The sequence below is a fragment of the Pseudomonas sp. H3_C08 genome, from assembly GCF_054669455.1.
The window spans coordinates 5608332-5624942 of the sequence record NZ_CP162803.1; the positions used below are offsets into that span (position 1 = coordinate 5608332).

General features: G+C 58.7%; 17 protein-coding genes and 1 pseudogene. 12 read left to right on the top strand and 6 right to left on the bottom strand.

Annotation, left to right across the window (positions count from 1 at the left end; translation table 11 throughout):
- The first annotated feature begins 30 nt into the window (after nt 1–30).
- The 6 genes from hisB to AB4N74_RS25645 all read left to right on the top strand — a co-directional run bounded on the left by hisB (nt 31) and on the right by AB4N74_RS25645 (nt 3921).
- Nucleotides 31–624, top strand: coding sequence for an imidazoleglycerol-phosphate dehydratase HisB (gene hisB, locus AB4N74_RS25620; RefSeq protein ID WP_007909204.1), 594 nt, complete (start codon nt 31–33; stop codon nt 622–624).
- The gene (gene hisH / locus AB4N74_RS25625) at nt 624–1262 is read left to right on the top strand and encodes an imidazole glycerol phosphate synthase subunit HisH (RefSeq protein ID WP_007909206.1); all 639 of its coding nucleotides are present in this window, start codon (nt 624–626) and stop codon (nt 1260–1262) included. The genes hisB and hisH overlap by 1 nt, the downstream gene beginning before the upstream one ends.
- Nucleotides 1263–1523 (top strand): DUF2164 domain-containing protein, encoded by a 261-nt coding sequence (locus AB4N74_RS25630; RefSeq protein ID WP_003220751.1) that lies wholly within the window; start codon nt 1263–1265, stop codon nt 1521–1523.
- A 42-nt stretch (nt 1524–1565) separates the two neighbouring features.
- Nucleotides 1566–2303, top strand: coding sequence for a 1-(5-phosphoribosyl)-5-[(5-phosphoribosylamino)methylideneamino]imidazole-4-carboxamide isomerase (gene hisA / locus AB4N74_RS25635; protein ID WP_003220753.1), 738 nt, complete (start codon nt 1566–1568; stop codon nt 2301–2303).
- A 9-nt stretch (nt 2304–2312) separates the two neighbouring features.
- Nucleotides 2313–3083: an imidazole glycerol phosphate synthase subunit HisF gene (gene hisF, locus AB4N74_RS25640; RefSeq protein ID WP_007897430.1), complete on the top strand. Its 771-nt coding sequence runs from the start codon at nt 2313–2315 to the stop codon at nt 3081–3083.
- 82 nt (nt 3084–3165) lie between these two features.
- Nucleotides 3166–3921 carry a substrate-binding periplasmic protein gene (locus AB4N74_RS25645; RefSeq protein ID WP_093430032.1) on the top strand — a complete coding sequence of 252 codons (756 nt, stop codon included), beginning with the start codon at nt 3166–3168 and terminating at the stop codon, nt 3919–3921.
- On the opposite strand, the gene AB4N74_RS25650 is transcribed toward AB4N74_RS25645, so the two are convergent.
- The 5 genes and pseudogenes from AB4N74_RS25650 to gpmI form a co-directional block, all read right to left on the bottom strand.
- Nucleotides 3902–5278, bottom strand: a complete 1377-nt coding sequence (locus AB4N74_RS25650; protein ID WP_460097618.1) for a Vps62-related protein — start codon at nt 5276–5278, stop codon at nt 3902–3904. The two genes, AB4N74_RS25645 and AB4N74_RS25650, sit on opposite strands and share 20 nt — an antisense overlap.
- 117 nt (nt 5279–5395) lie before the next feature.
- Complete coding sequence (locus AB4N74_RS25655) at nt 5396–6172, bottom strand: divergent polysaccharide deacetylase family protein (RefSeq protein ID WP_460097620.1); 777 nt, start codon at nt 6170–6172, stop codon at nt 5396–5398.
- 2 nt (nt 6173–6174) lie between these two features.
- A complete protein-coding gene (locus tag AB4N74_RS25660) occupies nt 6175–7494 on the bottom strand; it encodes a S41 family peptidase (protein ID WP_053116593.1) in 1320 nt (439 codons plus the stop codon).
- Between the two features lie 31 nt (nt 7495–7525).
- Nucleotides 7526–8810 (bottom strand): annotated as a pseudogene (locus AB4N74_RS25665) (murein hydrolase activator EnvC family protein).
- Nucleotides 8811–9040: 230 nt separating this feature from the next.
- Nucleotides 9041–10570 carry a 2,3-bisphosphoglycerate-independent phosphoglycerate mutase gene (gene gpmI / locus AB4N74_RS25670; RefSeq protein ID WP_093430035.1) on the bottom strand — a complete coding sequence of 510 codons (1530 nt, stop codon included), beginning with the start codon at nt 10568–10570 and terminating at the stop codon, nt 9041–9043.
- A 153-nt stretch (nt 10571–10723) separates the two neighbouring features.
- Here gpmI and AB4N74_RS25675 point away from each other — a divergent pair, with 153 nt between their 5' ends.
- The 3 genes from AB4N74_RS25675 to secB are packed head-to-tail and all read left to right on the top strand — an operon-like array spanning nt 10724 to nt 11936.
- Nucleotides 10724–11137, top strand: coding sequence for a rhodanese-like domain-containing protein (locus tag AB4N74_RS25675; protein WP_083367280.1), 414 nt, complete (start codon nt 10724–10726; stop codon nt 11135–11137).
- Nucleotide 11138: 1 nt separating this feature from the next.
- Complete coding sequence (grxC, locus tag AB4N74_RS25680; RefSeq protein ID WP_038359971.1) at nt 11139–11393, top strand: glutaredoxin 3; 255 nt, start codon at nt 11139–11141, stop codon at nt 11391–11393.
- 57 nt (nt 11394–11450) lie between these two features.
- Nucleotides 11451–11936 (top strand): protein-export chaperone SecB, encoded by a 486-nt coding sequence (gene secB, locus AB4N74_RS25685; RefSeq protein ID WP_007909233.1) that lies wholly within the window; start codon nt 11451–11453, stop codon nt 11934–11936.
- Between the two features lie 123 nt (nt 11937–12059).
- On the opposite strand, the gene AB4N74_RS25690 is transcribed toward secB, so the two are convergent.
- Nucleotides 12060–12515 (bottom strand): tRNA (cytidine(34)-2'-O)-methyltransferase, encoded by a 456-nt coding sequence (locus AB4N74_RS25690; protein WP_093430036.1) that lies wholly within the window; start codon nt 12513–12515, stop codon nt 12060–12062.
- Between AB4N74_RS25690 and AB4N74_RS25695 the strand changes: the two genes are divergently transcribed.
- The 3 genes from AB4N74_RS25695 to AB4N74_RS25705 all read left to right on the top strand — a co-directional run bounded on the left by AB4N74_RS25695 (nt 12514) and on the right by AB4N74_RS25705 (nt 16431).
- Nucleotides 12514–12954: a hypothetical protein gene (locus AB4N74_RS25695; protein ID WP_460097622.1), complete on the top strand. Its 441-nt coding sequence runs from the start codon at nt 12514–12516 to the stop codon at nt 12952–12954. The two genes, AB4N74_RS25690 and AB4N74_RS25695, sit on opposite strands and share 2 nt — an antisense overlap.
- Before the next feature lie 190 nt (nt 12955–13144).
- Nucleotides 13145–15466: a leucine-rich repeat domain-containing protein gene (locus AB4N74_RS25700; RefSeq protein WP_460097624.1), complete on the top strand. Its 2322-nt coding sequence runs from the start codon at nt 13145–13147 to the stop codon at nt 15464–15466.
- Nucleotides 15467–15477: 11 nt separating this feature from the next.
- Nucleotides 15478–16431: a leucine-rich repeat domain-containing protein gene (locus AB4N74_RS25705; RefSeq protein WP_460097625.1), complete on the top strand. Its 954-nt coding sequence runs from the start codon at nt 15478–15480 to the stop codon at nt 16429–16431.
- Nucleotides 16432–16611: the final 180 nt, after the last annotated feature.

Below are 16611 nucleotides of genomic sequence, written 5' to 3' on the forward strand. Positions count from 1 at the left end.
TTTTCGCCCAATGATTTTGCGGAGCTGGTGATGGCCGAACGTAAGGCGTCTGTCGAGCGCGACACTCTGGAAACCCAGATCAAAGCCTCGATCAACCTTGATGGCACCGGAAAGGCCCGATTCGATATCGGTGTTCCTTTTCTTGAGCACATGCTGGATCAGATCGCCCGTCACGGGTTGATCGACCTGGATATTGAATGCAAGGGCGATCTGCATATCGACGACCACCATACGGTGGAAGATGTCGGTATCACCCTCGGCCAGGCGTTTGCCAAAGCCATCGGCGATAAAAAAGGCATCCGTCGCTACGGTCATGCCTACGTGCCGCTCGATGAAGCGCTGTCGCGCGTCGTCATCGACTTCTCCGGTCGTCCAGGCCTGCAGATGCACGTGCCGTACACCCGCGCCACCGTCGGCGGCTTCGACGTTGACCTGTTCCAGGAGTTCTTCCAGGGCTTCGTCAACCATGCGCTGGTCAGTCTGCACATCGACAACCTGCGTGGCACCAACACCCACCACCAGATCGAAACCGTGTTCAAGGCTTTCGGCCGCGCGCTGCGCATGGCTGTCGAGCTGGATGAGCGCATGGCCGGGCAAATGCCATCGACCAAAGGCGTTCTGTAATGCAGACGGTTGCAGTTATCGATTACGGCATGGGCAACCTGCACTCGGTGGCCAAGGCCCTCGAGCACGTCGGCGCCGGTAAAGTGCTGATCACCAGCGATGCCGCCGTGATTCGCGAAGCTGACCGCGTGGTGTTCCCCGGTGTTGGCGCGATTCGCGACTGCATGGCGGAGATCCGTCGTCTCGGTTTCGACTCACTGGTGCGTGAAGTCAGTCAGGATCGTCCGTTCCTCGGTATCTGTGTCGGCATGCAAGCGTTGCTCGACACCAGTGAAGAGAACGACGGCGTCGACTGCATCGGCCTGTTCCCGGGCGCGGTGAAGTTCTTCGGCAAAGACCTGCATGAAGACGGCGAGCACCTGAAAGTCCCGCACATGGGCTGGAACGAGGTGAAGCAGAAGGTCAGCCACCCGTTGTGGCACGACATTCCGGACATGGCGCGTTTTTACTTCGTGCACAGCTACTACATCGCCGCCGCCAACGCGCGGCAGGTGGTCGGTGGCGGTCATTACGGTGTCGATTTCGCTGCGGCGCTGGCCGATGGCTCGCGCTTCGCCGTGCAGTTCCACCCGGAGAAGAGCCATACCCATGGCCTGCAATTGCTGCAGAACTTCGCTGCGTGGGACGGTCGCTGGTAAATGGCTGCCAAGAAGTCCAAGCCGCCGATTCTGACCCTCACTCCCGAACAGGAGAACGAGGCCAATCGCAAGATTCAGCGGTTCATGGAAGACCGTTTCGAACTGGACCTGGGTTCGTTCGAAGCGGCGGAAATTCTTGAGCTGTTTACCCGCGAAATTGCTCCGCACTATTACAACAGGGCGATTTTCGATGTGCAGACCCACCTCAAAGAGCGGTTTGAAAGCATCGAAAGCGACCTGTGGGCGCTCGAGAAAAACTGATTTCCGAGCCAAGCTGAACATTCAAATTTGAAGGTTTGCCAGATGCTGATTATTCCCGCTATCGATCTTAAAGACGGTGCCTGCGTACGTTTGCGTCAGGGCCGCATGGAAGATTCCACGGTGTTCTCCGATGACCCGGTGAGCATGGCTGCCAAGTGGGTGGAGGGCGGTTGCCGCCGTCTGCATCTGGTCGATCTGAACGGCGCGTTCGAAGGCCAGCCAGTCAACGGCGAAGTGGTGACTGCGATCGCCAAGCGCTATCCGACTTTGCCGATCCAGATCGGTGGCGGCATCCGTTCGCTGGAAACCATCGAGCACTACGTCAAGGCTGGCGTGAGCTACGTGATCATCGGCACCAAAGCCGTGAAAGATCCAGCGTTCGTCGCTGAAGCCTGCCGCGCGTTCCCGGGCAAGATCATCGTCGGTCTGGATGCCAAAGACGGTTTTGTCGCCACCGATGGCTGGGCTGAAATCAGCACCGTGCAGGTCATCGATCTGGCCAAGCAGTTTGAAGCCGACGGCGTCTCCTCGATCGTTTATACCGACATCGCCAAAGACGGCATGATGCAGGGTTGCAACGTGCCGTTCACCGCTGCGCTGGCCGCTGCGACCAAGATCCCGGTGATCGCTTCCGGCGGCATCCACAATCTGGGTGACATCAAGTCGCTGCTCGACGCCAAAGCACCAGGCATCATCGGCGCCATCACCGGCCGGGCGATTTACGAAGGCACCCTCGACGTCGCCGAAGCGCAAGCTTTCTGCGATTCGTACCAAGGCTGAGGACTGACCATGGCGCTGGCCAAACGCATCATCCCTTGCCTGGACGTGGACAACGGCCGGGTCGTCAAAGGTGTGAAGTTCGAAAACATTCGTGACGCCGGTGACCCGGTGGAAATCGCCCGTCGTTATGACGAGCAGGGTGCCGACGAGATTACCTTTCTCGACATCACCGCCAGCGTCGATGGTCGCGACACCACGCTGCATACTGTCGAGCGCATGGCCAGCCAGGTGTTTATCCCGCTGACCGTCGGCGGCGGCGTGCGCACCGTGCAGGACATCCGCAACCTGCTCAATGCCGGTGCGGACAAGGTGTCGATCAACACCGCTGCCGTGTTCAACCCGGAGTTCGTCGGTGAAGCGGCGCAGCATTTCGGCTCGCAGTGCATCGTTGTCGCCATCGACGCGAAGAAAGTCTCCGGCCCGGGCGAAACCCCGCGCTGGGAAATCTTCACCCACGGCGGGCGCAAGCCAACCGGCCTCGACGCGGTCGAGTGGGCGAAGAAAATGGAAGGCCTCGGTGCTGGTGAAATCCTGCTGACCAGCATGGATCAGGACGGCATGAAAAACGGTTTCGATCTCGGCGTGACCCGCGCGATCAGCGATGCGCTGGGCATCCCGGTGATCGCTTCCGGCGGCGTCGGCAATCTGCAGCACTTGGCTGACGGCATTCTCGAGGGCCATGCCAGTGCGGTGCTGGCGGCGAGTATTTTCCACTTCGGCGAATACACCGTGCAGGAAGCCAAGGCCTATATGGCGCATCGCGGGATCGTGATGCGTTAAGCGTCACGATCGATACAGGCCAGTGGACAGCATGGCGCACCCAAGGCACTCTTGGGCACGCCATGGATTCCGGTAGCCCGACATGATCAAACGCCTGCTTCTTGTTCTCGCCAGTGCATCGATGTTGCTCATCAACACCGCCCGCGCCGAAAACAGTCCCGACACCGATCTGGTGCTCCTCACCGAAAATTTCCCGCCGTATAACATGGCGAAAAACGGCAAGAACTTCGCCCAAGGCGAGAACATCAATGGCATCGCCACCGACATCGTGCGCGAAGTGTTCCAGCGTGCCGGCATCACTTACAGCCTGACCCTGCGCTTTCCTTGGGAGCGCGTCTACAAACTGGCTCTGGAAAATCCCGGTTATGGCGCCTTCGTGATGGCGCGTCTGCCGGACCGCGAAAAGCTCTTCAAATGGGTCGGCCCGATCGGTCCGGATGACTGGATCATGCTGGCCAAGGCTGACAGCAAGATCACCCTCGAAACCCTCAATGATGCGCGCAAGTACAAGATCGGTGCCTACAAGGGCGATGCGATTGCCGAGACACTGACCAAACAAGGTCTGAAGCCGATAGTAGTGCTGCGCGATCAGGACAACGCGAAGAAACTGGTCAATGGTCAGATCGACCTGTGGGCCACCGGTGATCCTGCCGGGCGTTATCTGGCGCGGCAGGACGGTGTCACCGGTCTCAAGACCGTGCTGCGCTTCAACAGTGCAGAACTGTATCTGGCGCTGAACAAGGACGTCTCCGACGAAGTGGTCGCCAAGCTTCAGGCTGCGCTGGATCAGTTGCGCAAAGAAGGCGTGGTGGACGAAATCATGGGGCGGTATCTATAACGACATCCAGGCCCGATGCTGGCTGCTCTTTAGCGTTGGCGCCATCGGTGCCAGATATTGCCGGGGTGTCTGTCGTCAGCGGCGGACACGCGCTGGCGAGCTCAACGGACTCCGGCGGATATTGCGTCAGCAGAACGCTTGAATCATCGGTATAACCAAAGTCGACCGCCACTTGAGTACCGTCTTCCCGTACCAACTCGTAATGGCTTTGCATCTGATAAACCGCGACGGCTGTTTGCTTCGGCGCCATGGCAACAACCACTTGAGATCGTAGCTCGTTCCAACCGTTGGAAGACGTTTCGGTGCGGGTCAAACTTTTTGGCAGGCAGGCCGAGAATTTTGTCATGCGGATATCGCTGAGAGGCACGGTCGGCCAGGCTTTGACGATTTCCATGGCGGTAAAACTATGGAACATGCGCATTGTCACCGCGCTCTGCAGACGTGGTGCTGTCCATTTAACGGCCCGATGCTTGTCCGATTCATTGCGCTCGTGACCAATGAGCACATATTCGTCAGTTCTCTTCAGTTCGTAGTAAGGCGAATTGCGAAACTGTTCGCGGGGATGAGCATGATCTCGCACTGCGAACCAAGGCAGGCGGGCAATCTGGGTGACGGTGGCGGGTTCGTTCACTACGGGCTTCGTGTATCCGGTGAGGGTCGGAATTTGCGGCGATGCGCTGACTTGCAGCGGAATTTGCATGCGCAAGCCATACGCCGTCGAAGGTGCTGCAGGCTTGCTGTAGCCCTGGATGCCCACGAAGGTGCCGGGCGCAAAATGGATGTCGCCTGCGGCGGCAGTCGACGGTTCGATGCCAAAGGCGCTGAAACTGAGCTTGGCACCGCTGCCCTTGTCATTCCAGATCAGATCACCGACGTTCGCTACTATGACCAGGTCGAGCCTGACGCAGCGCACCGAGTTCAACGAAGGTTTGCAGTGATCGTTGGAGCATACGAGCCCCAGAGCGACGTAACCGACGGGTGCCAGAGGTCGCCAGATCGACATGCGAGTAACACCGGGCGCTCCGGTTTCTTTCCAGACCAGTTCAAAATCGGCAGGGCGGGCCAGTGCCTTTCCTTTAGTGCTTAAGGACCCTGCCATATCTTTCTCGCAGACCACGGCTGCGACCATTTCGCCATTGATATTGGCGTCGCCGGGAAAGAGCACGTCGCCCAGCGGAAAGTAGCCCGGCAATGCATCCGGAGCAGGAGTGGGGCGCCAGAATGTGGCAGGTTTGGCTTTTGAGCCGTTAGTGCTCCAGACCCGGTGAAACTCCGTGGTGAAGTTGATCAGCAGATTGTCCTGCATGATCGGTTCCATTGGCATGGGATGCGCTGCGGTGTTGTCTTCAATAGTCATGATGATTCCTGATAGTTGAAAGCGACGCGAGGGCGTCGCGACCTGTTGCAGGTCGCACTATCGGGAATGGGGACGGTTTCCGGGTGGTAACTATGTATGTGCTAGCGTCACAGGGTCTTACCGGTAAACCCCGTCTTTACCATGACTGGCCATGGCGCGATTGCTGCGCACGCTGATCATCTGTTTGATATCGATCCAGTCGATTCCCTGGCCCTTCAACTTCGGCAGTTCGCGCTCGAGCACCGCCAGTGTCTGCGGATAGGGATGGCCGATCATCACCGCCGAACCCTGCTTGCGCGCCAGGCTGATCGCGGTCTGCAACTGCGTGTAGATCGCTGCCTCAGTGCGCTCGTCATCAAGAAACACGTCCCGCGAGACACTGGCCAGATCGATCTTCTGTGCCTGTTGCGCTGCCACGGTTTGTGCGCTGGTACGGCTGTCGACGAAGAACTTGTGCCGGCGCTGCAGTTCGCCCATCAACCAGGCCATCGCCACCGGTTGCGCAGTCATGCGGCTGCCCATGTGGTTATTGATGCCGGCAGTGTAGGGGACCATTTTGAACGCGGCGTTGAGGCGTTTTTCCAGTTCTTCGATGGGCAGTTCGGGGTGCCAGGCATAGGGACCGGTGGCCGGGTCCATGGGCATGTGCAGGATAACGATCTTGCCGGCGCGATGGGCTTCGCGGGCAAACTCGGTGGCGTGCGGGGTGTCCGGCATGATCGCCGTGGTCACCGGGCCGGGCAGGGCCAGCACGCGGCGATCCCGGGGCAGGTTCTGTCCCAGGTCGTCGATGATCAATGTCAGATAGGCTTTGTGTGGCTTTGGGCTGGCGGGCTCTGCGTGAGCAGCACCCGCCAGACAGCACAACAGAACGAGGGCGAAACGCAGCGACATCCTCAACGGCCGGACGTGATGCTCAGCCCTTTGAGCAGGCTCAGGGCCTGGGCCAATTGATAGTCATCATCCTGCGGCATGGCTTTGGGCTTGGCGCCGGAGCCGGTTGGTTTGTCCGCGCCGCCGTTGCCGTTGCCCAGGTGACCTTGCAGGTCGGCTTCCTTGAAGTAGTCGCCATCGGCCTCGTTGGTGATCTTGGCCTTGCGCACTTCGATGTCCGGAACGATGCCCTGCGCCTGAATCGAACGACCATTCGGCGTGAAGTACAGCGCGGTAGTGATCTTCAATGCACGGTCATTGTTCAGCGGCAGTACGGTTTGTACCGAGCCTTTGCCGAAACTGGTGGTGCCCATGACCACCGCGCGTTTCTGGTCCTGCAGGGCGCCGGCGACGATTTCCGAAGCCGAGGCACTGCCACCGTTGATCAGCACGACCATCGGCACGGCTTCACTTTCGTCTTTGCCGGTGGCCGAGAAACGCAGTTCGGAATTGGCGATGCGGCCTTTGGTGTAAACGATCAGACCTTTGGTGATGAAATGGTCGACCACTTCCACCGCCGCTTGCAACACGCCGCCCGGGTTGTTGCGCAGGTCGAGAATGATGCCGTTGAGCTTCTTGCCGTTGTCCTTGCGCAGCTTGGCCAGGGCCTTGGAAACCTCTTCGCCGGTCTTGACCTGGAACTGGGTGATGCGGATGTACGCATAGCCGGTTTCCAGCAACTGCGCCTTGACGCTCTTCACCTGAATCACCGCACGGGCCAGGGTCACGTCGAACGGCGTGCCGCCGTCGCGTACCAGGGTCAGGGTGATTTTCTGGCCGATCTTGCCGCGCATTTTGTCGACGGCTTCGGTCATGGTCTGGCCGCGCGTCGGCTGGCCGTTGATCTTGACGATGAAGTCGCCGGCCTGAATGCCGGCCTTCGACGCCGGGGTGTCATCGATTGGCGAGACGACTTTGATGAAACCGTCTTCGGCGCCGACTTCGATGCCCAGACCACCGAACTCACCGCTGGTGCTTTCCTGCAGTTCGGTGAAATCTTCAGGGCCGAGGTACGCCGAGTGCGGATCAAGGTTGCTGAGCATGCCCTTGATCGCGTTTTCCAGCAGGGTCTTGTCGTCCACCGGCTCGACGTAAGCGGCTTTGATCCGGTCCATGACCTCGGCAAAGGTGCGCAATTCTTCCAGCGGCAACGGTGCCTTGGAAGTCGCGGCAGTGCCTGCCGGAGCGACGGCCGGGGCCGGTTGAGCGGCGAACGCCAGAGGCGCGCCGATCACCAGGGCGATCGTCAGGGCCAGCGAGGTAAGGCGGGACAAATGCAGCATGTCGAACGAACTCCTGAATTAGGCGGCACGCTTATCCTTGCGCGCGGCACCATTGTGCTGGATCACTCGGGTGACCCTGCTGACGAATTGCGAAATACAGCGCTGATGTGTCCTGGCCGCCACTGTTACCGACAGTGGAGATGGACTCACCGGCTTTAACCACGTCACCGGCTGACTTGAGCAGTGTCTGGTTGTGACCGTAAAGACTCAGAAAACCGTTGCCGTGGTCGAGGATCACCAGCAGCCCGGCGCCGCGCAGCCAGTCGGCGAACACCACGCGACCACCGTGTACGGCATGCACCTGGCTGCCGGCGGAGGCGCTGATCATTACGCCGTCCCACTTGGTGCGGGCGTCGTCGCCACGGGATTCGCCGAAGCGTGCCAACAATCGACCATCAACCGGCCAAGGAAGTTTTCCCCGGGTTGCAGCAAAAGGGCCACCGAAGGTCTCGCCGCTGCTGGAGACCAGCGCGCCGGGAGTGGATCTGGCGGGTTTTCGTGGGGCGTCGCTGTTTTCAGCCTGCGCCTCACGCAAACGCTTTTTTTCCGCTTCCTGCTGGGCGATCAGCGCTTTCTGCCGCGCTTCTTCTGCCTCACGGGCCTGGCGGGCCAGGGTTTCTTCAATGGTTTTAAGGACTTTAGACAGGTCTGCCTGATCCTGCTCGCGGGCGGCGAGTTTCTGGTCGCGGGCCTTCACGTCATCGTTGAGCTTGGCGAGCACTTGCTGGCGTTCCTTGCGGACATTTTCCAGTTCGTCGCGCTGGGTATCGAGGCTGCTTTTCTGTACCAGCAATTGCGCCTGTTGGGCGGCAATGTCTTTTTCGACATTGGCCAGTTGGCGCAGGGTTTCGTTGAAGTTCTTCAGCTGTTCCAGGCGGGCCTGGCTCAGGTAATCGTAATAGGTGAGGGTGCGGGCGAATTTCTCGGGATTCTGCTGGTTGAGCAGCAGCTTGAGGTATTCCTGCCGACCGTTCTGATAGGCCGCGCGGGCCTGAATGGCGATCAGTCGCTGCTGCTCAGTGCGCGCGCTCTGGAGTTTTTTTCTCTGCATCGAGTCGCTGCAGCTCGGATTCGCTTTTCTGCAGTTCTTTCTGCAGCGCATCGACCTGCTTCTGCAGTTTACCCAGCTCGGTTTCAGTGCCCTTGAGCTCTTTCTGTACGCCGGACTTTTCTTCCTGGACTTTGCTCAGCAGCTTTTTCAGCTCGGCAATGTCCTGACGCGTGGCGTCCAACTGTTGTTGGGTTTGCGCGCGCTCGTCAGCGAAGGCCGGTTGGAGCAGGCAGGTCAGAGCGAGGGCGATCAGGACGCGGAGCATAGAGGCGGGCGGCACCAGGGTAATGGACGGCCTAGTATGCCCGCCCGAGGCTGCAAAAAAAACGCCCAATTGGGGCTGTGTGATAACTGGCCTGAAAAACACCACAAACCAATGTAGGAGTGAGCCTGCTCGCGATGGCTTACTGACATTCAACAGAGTAGTTGACTGTCAGATGGCTATCGCGAGCAGGCTCACTCCTACAGGGTTTTGCGGTGTTTTGGTGATTCGGGTCAGACCAGAATCGAAGTGCCAGTCATTTCCGCCGGTTTTTCCAGGCCCAGCAGCTTCAGCATGGTTGGTGCCACGTCCGCCAGCACGCCGCCTTCACGGACCTTGAGGTCGCGCTTGCCGACGTAAATGAACGGTACCGGCTCGGTGGTGTGTGCGGTGTGCGCCTGGCCGGTGGATTCATCGGCCATTTGCTCGACGTTGCCGTGGTCAGCGGTGATCAGCGCTTCGCCGCCAACCTTCTCCAGCGCTTCGACAATGCGCCCGACGCAGGTATCAAGGCATTCCACAGCCTTCACCGCCGCGTCGAACACGCCGCTGTGGCCGACCATGTCGCCGTTGGCGTAGTTGACCACGATCACGTCGTAACGCTGGTTTTCGATGGCGTCGACGATGCGGTCTGTGACTTCCGGCGCGCTCATTTCCGGCTGCAAGTCGTAAGTGGCGACTTTCGGCGATGGAATCAGGATGCGCTCTTCGCCCGGGAACGGTTCTTCACGACCGCCGGAGAAGAAGAAGGTCACGTGGGCGTATTTTTCGGTTTCAGCGATGCGCAGCTGGGTTTTGCCGTTTTTCGCCAGATAGTCGCCGAGGACGTTTTCCAGGCTGCCCGGGGCGAACGCCGAGGGTGCAGGGATGCTCGCTGCGTATTGGGTCAACATCACAAAACCGGCCAGTTTCGGCTGGCGCGCGCGTTCGAAATCCTTGAAGTCGTCTTCGACGAACACGCGAGTCAGCTCGCGGGCGCGGTCGGCGCGGAAGTTCATGAACACCACGGCGTCGCCGTCTTCGACTTTCACCGGCTCACCGATGGTCGTGGCTTTGACGAATTCGTCGCTCTCGCCGCGCGCATAAGCGGCGTCCAGACCTTCCTGCGCAGTGGCGGCGTGGAATTCGCTGTTGCCGTCGACGATCAGGTTGTAGGCCTGAGCCACACGGTCCCAGCGGTTGTCACGGTCCATGGCGAAGTAGCGGCCGATGATGCTGGCGATGCGGCCCTTGCCCAGTGCCTGGAAGGTCGCATCGAGTAGTTCGATGGACGACGCAGCGCTTTTCGGTGGGGTGTCGCGACCGTCAAGGAAAGCGTGCAGGTAGATTTTTTCGGCGCCGCGCTTGAAGGCCAGTTCGGCCATGGCGATCAGGTGATCCTGGTGGCTGTGTACGCCGCCATCGGAGAGCAGACCCATGAAGTGCACGGCTTTGCCGGCGGCCACGGCTTTGTCCACAGCGGCGCAGATGGTCGGGTTCTCGAAGAACTCGCCGTCGCGGATCGCTTTGGTCACGCGGGTAAAGTCCTGATACACCACGCGGCCGGCGCCAAGGTTCATGTGGCCGACTTCGGAGTTGCCCATCTGGCCGTCCGGCAGGCCGACGTCCATGCCGCTGCCCGAAATCAAGCCGTTGGGCACGGTGGCCCACAGGCGATCCAGAACAGGCTTCTTCGCCGCAAAAACGGCGTTGGATTCGGGGCTGTCGCTGTGACCGAAGCCGTCGAGAATCATCAGGACCAAAGGTTTAGGCGTGGTAGTCATGGAATCCACTCGTGGCTAATAAAGAAGAGGGCGATGGAAAAGGGAGTTGGAGTTTAAAGCTAAGTTCCGGCCGCGTCACCGCCGGACGGGGTTTGGTCGACCATAGTGGCTGTGTATACTGGCCGACATTTTAACGCCCTGGAACCTCCTTCGATGGTTGCTCACCTGATTGAATTTGCCACTAACCACTACATTCTTGTCGGTATCTTCGTCGTACTGCTGGCTCTGCTGCTGGCGCACACGATGCAGGGCGGCGGTAAAAGCCTGAGCACCGGCGAGCTGACCGCGTTGGTCAACAAAGACGCAGGCGTGGTGGTGGACATCCGTCCGGCCAAGGATTTTGCTGCCGGCCACATCGTTGGCGCGGTGAACATTCCCCAGGACAAACTGGCTGCGCGTATCGGCGAGCTGGAAAAACACAAGGCCAAGACCATCATTCTGGTCGACGCGCTGGGCCAGACCGCTGGCACCCACGCCCGCGAGCTGATGAAATCCGGCTTCACCGCCGCCAAGCTGTCCGGCGGGATCTCCAGCTGGAAAGGCGACAACCTGCCGTTGGTGAAGTGATATGAGCGAAGTCATCGTCTACTCCAGCGATTACTGCCCTTATTGCTCGCGAGCCAAGTACCTGCTCGAGAACAAAGGCGTGGCCTTCAAAGAGATCAAGGTCGATGGCAAGCCGCAAGTGCGCGCTGAAATGACCCAGAAAGCCGGACGTACGTCCGTGCCGCAGATCTGGATCGGCAGCAAGCACATCGGCGGTTGTGACGATTTGTATGCCCTGGAACGCGCCGGCAAGCTCGACGCGCTGCTCAAGGCCTGAACGGCTGCACCCACGTACAGCACTCCCTAAAAGACCCAAGATCGATAAGGATCTGAGATGACTGACCAACAGAACACTGCAGCCAGCGAAGAAGAAACCGCACCGCAATTCTCCTTGCAGCGCATCTACGTACGCGACCTGTCCTTCGAAGCCCCGAAAAGCCCGGCGATCTTCCGCCAGCAGTGGGATCCGGCGGTCGCTCTGGATCTGAACACTCGTCAGAAAGCACTGGAAGGTGATTTCTACGAAGTCGTGCTGACCCTGTCCGTGACCGTGAAAAACGGTGAAGAAGTCGCCTTCATCGCTGAAGTGCAACAGGCCGGTATCTTCCTGATCAAGAACCTGGACGCGGCTTCGATGAGCCACACCCTGGGTGCGTTCTGCCCGAACATCCTGTTCCCGTACGCGCGCGAAACCCTGGACAGCCTGGTGACCCGTGGTTCGTTCCCGGCCCTGATGCTGGCCCCGGTGAACTTCGACGCCCTGTACGCGCAAGAGCTGCAGCGCATGCAGGAAAGCGGCGAGACGCCAACCGTTCAGTAAGACGGTTCAGCAACACCCCATGTGGGAGCGAGCCTGCTCGCGATAGCGGTCTGTCAGACACATCAATGTTGCCTGACACTCCGTAATCGTGAGCAGGCCAGCTCCCACATTTGTTTTGTGGTGTTACTTGAAGTCGTTTTGGCGCCAGGCTTCGTACACAGCGACCGCCACGGTGTTGGACAGGTTCAGGCTGCGGCAGCCTTCGCGCATCGGCAGGCGCAGGCGCTGTTCCGGCGGCAGTGCGTCGAGCACTTCCGGCGGCAGGCCACGGCTTTCCGGGCCGAAGATGAACGCATCGCCAGGAACGAACGCGGCATCATGAAACGGTCGCGAACCCTTGGTGGTGAACGCAAACAACCGCGGGTTGCCCAGGCTTTCCAGGCAAGTGGCCAGGTCCGCGTGACGTTGCAGCGTGGCATATTCGTGGTAATCGAGACCGGCACGGCGCAGGCGCTTGTCGTCCATCTCGAAGCCCAGCGGTTCGATCAAATGCAGGTGGCAGCCGCTGTTGGCGCATAGCCTGATAACGTTGCCGGTATTCGGCGGAATTTCTGGTTGAAAAAGGATGACGTGAAACATGCACGGCTCCGAAGGTAAAGATGAGCGGCATTCTACGCCGCCTGTGGACAACCGTTCGAAACTATTCCCGCGCGTCATCGGTTCGCTGGCGATTGTCGGCTTGATGATCGGCTTGATGATCGGCCGCCTGACCACGCCGGACCCGAGCATATTGCAGCAGGTTGAAATGACCGATGGCGGTTTGGTGGTGTGGTTCAACAACGAACCCAAACTGCACGGCGAAATCATCGATGGCACCGTGGCGTTGCTGTTTCAGGCCGAAGGCCGGGCGCAGAAGGGCCAGTTCAAACTCAACGGCAGGGATGTGAACTGGCGTACACGCATGAGCGATGGCGGGTTGTTGTTGACCATACTGGCAGCGCGGCCGTTGCAGGGTAATTGGGTCGGCAGTGAGGCCGATGACCGCTGGCGGCTGGAGATCCGTTTGCAAACGAACTGATCGTAATCCCGCCGTCCTTCTCGAGTACTCCTACGCTTCTTGACGTCGTTTCCCACTGCGCCTGTCTGCCTTTCCACTCTCCTTGAATACTTGCGCACGCTATCGTGCGCTCCTCTTTTAGACCGGCAGGATGCCGAAAGCCTTCGTCCCTGGCACGACAGCCAGGGCGACTTTTTCAAGGATGAAAAACATGCCAGTAAAACCACCTACCGGTGGCAGCACCCACGTCAAAGTAGATGCTTCTACCAGCCCGACTCGACCGGCCGACGTGGACATTCCGCTCCCCGGCTTATTGAATCGCAGCGGTTTTGATTCAGGCACCTCTCGCGATGATTCGCAGCCGCGAGCCGGGTCGTCCAGGGCCGTTGAGGCAGATGCCACTCGTGCAACGCCGTCGATCATTGTTCACGCGGCCCCTGTTGAAGCTCGTTTGCTTGCGCCTCAACCGACGCTGGACGATTACGTAATCAATGCTCGGTCGTTACTTCCTGAAACCAACGGCGAAGGCTTAAGGGTTTTTAACAATCGTACCTACGCTGAGGTGGCCGATGGCGCTTTCGTTCTTGTCGCCGTAGATCCGGCGACTGGATTGCATCGTGCCCGACGGCCAAGTGAGCTGCTCCCAGGTCCGGTGATGCTGCGTAATGTCGATAACGGTCTTTGGTACCAGCGTACGCTCGTAAAGCCAACCACCCGAGCGCAGGTCCAAAGATACCTTCCGGAAACGACGGACCTGGACGCTGATGCCTTCATCGCCCGGTTTGGCGACAAGGATGTGGCAGAGGTGGAGCTGAAGCGTATCGAGCGTGGGCTCTCTGAGCTGGAGAGGACGAGCTTTAGTGTCAGTGAGGAAATGGCGAGCAAGCTACGCAGACTTTACATGTGGCAGGGCGAACCCAGTGAGCGCGTCTATCACGAAGGCCGACTATTGGGTTTCAAGATGGATATCGAGCTTGGGGCTCGGCAATACGGTGTTCCTGTCTCAACAAAATTCAACGCTGTTGTCGCCCTTACTCTGAGAGTGGGTGGAGATCTAAACTCGTATCGTTTATCTGCGCAGTTTCCCAACATTGAAAGTCTGACGGTGGTTGGCTGGCCACCCATTCTCCCTGGCGGTAATCCTTTTCGGACTGCCTCGAGGCACAACATTGAGCGAGGTTTCGTTGAAGAATTGGCAAAGCTTCCCCATTTACGCGAGCTGCACCTGCAAAACTGCAATTTGCCAGCCGAGTTCTCGCTGACAGGCATGACCGGCCTGCGAGCTCTGACTCTTGGCAACATTCAGGGGGTGGCGGATCTGAATGCCGTAGTGAATGGCCTGCCAGGGCGGTTGAGCTTGCAGGTCCTCGACCTGCACCAGAATCCGTCCTTGAAAGTGGCACCTGACGTGACGGGGATGACTCAGTTGCGCGTATTGGATCTGACGCAGACCGGTATAGAACAGCTCCCGCTCGGGCTTGATGCTGATAACGGGCCGTTACGATTGGAAGTATTGAAGCTCGGCAACAATCCGCTTTCTGTCATGCCTTCACTAAAAGTCAGGACTGCGCTGCAGGAGCTGCACCTTCCCAACACCGGTTTAGACCGGTTTCCGGAGGGCGTCACGTCCGAAATTCCCGGAAAAATGCTGAATCTTTCGAACAACCGTATTGCATCGATCCCTGAGTCCGTTGAAATCAGAGCGAGCTTTGATCTCTTTGGCAATCCCATAACAGATCTGGCGACTCTCCGGCGGCTGAGGGACGCGCGGATAAAAACAGGCATTGACGTTTGGCTGGGAGAGCGAAGTACTGATCGCTCGCCAAATGCCTGGTTACGACATTCGCCGCTAGAGGAACTCGCTGAAAATTTGAAGCTCTGGGACAGTGTTGACGTTGACGCATATTGGTTCGTGGCGAGGAGAATCGTCTGGGATCTGGCGCGTGCACCCGAGTTTCACATTGAGCGGCCGCTTTTGCAGCAACGAGTCTGGCGGTTTTTCGAGCACTACCGTAAGGCTGAGCCTGGCGTTCAGGTCAGGCTGAGGGCCATTCAGGATGATGTAATCAGTCCCTTGAACAAGCTGGAAAGGCTGGAGGCAGAAGCAGGGCTGTCAAGCGAATCACTGCCGGCGGGCTTGGTGCTGCGCAGCGATACCGGCAGCGACGTTGGGTCCTTGCTCGATGCCGCTGCGCTAACCACCCGAGCGCAGGTCCGAAAATACTTGCCGCAAGTGACCGATCAACAAGCAGATCACTTTCGCCTGCACTTCGGTGACAAGGATGCGGCAGAGGTGGAGCTCAAACGACTCCAGCTTGGACTTGCTCAACTGGACCAGGACCTCAGCTCTGGGGTCTACGGAAGTGAGTTGGGTTCCACGTTGCGCCGTCTGTACACGTGGCAAGGGGAGCCTGACGAGCTGGTCTTTCACGATAAGCGGCCGGTGGGTTTCAAGCTGTCTTCGAGTCTTTCGATATGGCCAAGCCATCGGCCACTCTCAACACCCTTCAACGCCATCGTTTCCTTGAGCTAAGGGGGGCAAGCGTGCCTCTTCCGGAAGGTTTTTTTTCAGCTTTCCCCAATCTTGAAAGTCTGAGGGTGGTTAATGGACGTGCATTGCTTTCTGATAATCGCGGGCTGCGGCTCACCGAGGGGCCAGCCAGTGTTGATGAATTGGCAAGGCGTGCGCGATTACGAGAGTTGACGCTGCAAAGGACCAACCTGTCGCCTGATTTTTCGGTGGCCGGCATGACCGGGTTGCGTGTATTGGAGCTGGAGCAGAACGGAATACTCCATCTTCCAGGGCTTGATGCCGATAACGGGCCGTTGCGATTGGAAGTATTGAAACTCAGTAATAACTCACTCACGGTTGCGCCTTCTGTCAAAGGGAGGACCGAGCTGCAGGTGCTGGAGCTTTCCAATGCAGGGTTAGACAGATTTCCGGAGGGCATCACCAACGAGATTCCCGGGAAAGTGCTGGATCTGACGAACAATCGAATTACATCGATTCCCGAATCCATTGAAATCAGAGCCGGATTCAAGCTCAGTGGTAATCCAATTACCGATCCGGCTTCCCTCCGGCGGTTGATACATGCGCGTATAAAAACAGGCACCGACATCTGGCTGGGAGAGGAAAGTACTGATCGGTCGGCAAACCTGTGGCTACGAAATGTGCCGCCCTTGGAAATACCTGAAAAAATTAAGCTCTGGGACAGCTTTGGCGGGGCTGGAAGTGACGTTATCAATGGGATTCGCAAACTGAGTCGCACGCCTGAATTTCACGTCGAGCATCCGCTTTTGCAGCGGCGGGTGTGGTGGTTCCTGGATATCTATGCGAAGGCTGACCCAGGCGATCAGGCAAGGATGAAGGGCATTCTGATCAATGAATCCAGCCCCGGAAAAATGCTGGACAGGCTGGAGGCCGTGATTCGGGAATATGACTCAGGGCGGCAAAATCAGCCCCTGCATCATTTACCCAAACGGCCCAGGCTCAATTGACGTCGGACTCGATGTCTCGGCGAACGGTGTAAAAGCGGGAATCCCTGACCTGCCTGTATCAGGGTTCCCAAAACGGGTGGACTTCGCTGCTAGCGTCGGTCCGGTGTAAAGAGGGAACCCCCGGCCTGCCTGTACCAAGGATCCCAAAAGGGTGGGCTCGTCGCGTTGCGGTATGAGCCC

Excerpts from the sequence above, each read along its gene's own strand:
- hisB (WP_007909204.1), top strand. The coding sequence starts at position 31 with ATGGCCGAACGTAAGGCGTCTGTCGAGCGCGACACTCTGGAAACCCAG.
- hisH (WP_007909206.1), top strand. The coding sequence starts at position 624 with ATGCAGACGGTTGCAGTTATCGATTACGGCATGGGCAACCTGCACTCG.
- AB4N74_RS25630 (WP_003220751.1), top strand. The coding sequence starts at position 1,263 with ATGGCTGCCAAGAAGTCCAAGCCGCCGATTCTGACCCTCACTCCCGAA.
- hisA (WP_003220753.1), top strand. The coding sequence starts at position 1,566 with ATGCTGATTATTCCCGCTATCGATCTTAAAGACGGTGCCTGCGTACGT.
- hisF (WP_007897430.1), top strand. The coding sequence starts at position 2,313 with ATGGCGCTGGCCAAACGCATCATCCCTTGCCTGGACGTGGACAACGGC.
- AB4N74_RS25645 (WP_093430032.1), top strand. The coding sequence starts at position 3,166 with ATGATCAAACGCCTGCTTCTTGTTCTCGCCAGTGCATCGATGTTGCTC.
- AB4N74_RS25650 (WP_460097618.1), bottom strand. The coding sequence starts at position 5,278 with ATGACTATTGAAGACAACACCGCAGCGCATCCCATGCCAATGGAACCG.
- AB4N74_RS25655 (WP_460097620.1), bottom strand. The coding sequence starts at position 6,172 with ATGTCGCTGCGTTTCGCCCTCGTTCTGTTGTGCTGTCTGGCGGGTGCT.
- AB4N74_RS25660 (WP_053116593.1), bottom strand. The coding sequence starts at position 7,494 with ATGCTGCATTTGTCCCGCCTTACCTCGCTGGCCCTGACGATCGCCCTG.
- gpmI (WP_093430035.1), bottom strand. The coding sequence starts at position 10,570 with ATGACTACCACGCCTAAACCTTTGGTCCTGATGATTCTCGACGGCTTC.
- AB4N74_RS25675 (WP_083367280.1), top strand. The coding sequence starts at position 10,724 with ATGGTTGCTCACCTGATTGAATTTGCCACTAACCACTACATTCTTGTC.
- grxC (WP_038359971.1), top strand. The coding sequence starts at position 11,139 with ATGAGCGAAGTCATCGTCTACTCCAGCGATTACTGCCCTTATTGCTCG.
- secB (WP_007909233.1), top strand. The coding sequence starts at position 11,451 with ATGACTGACCAACAGAACACTGCAGCCAGCGAAGAAGAAACCGCACCG.
- AB4N74_RS25695 (WP_460097622.1), top strand. The coding sequence starts at position 12,514 with ATGCACGGCTCCGAAGGTAAAGATGAGCGGCATTCTACGCCGCCTGTG.
- AB4N74_RS25690 (WP_093430036.1), bottom strand. The coding sequence starts at position 12,515 with ATGTTTCACGTCATCCTTTTTCAACCAGAAATTCCGCCGAATACCGGC.
- AB4N74_RS25700 (WP_460097624.1), top strand. The coding sequence starts at position 13,145 with ATGCCAGTAAAACCACCTACCGGTGGCAGCACCCACGTCAAAGTAGAT.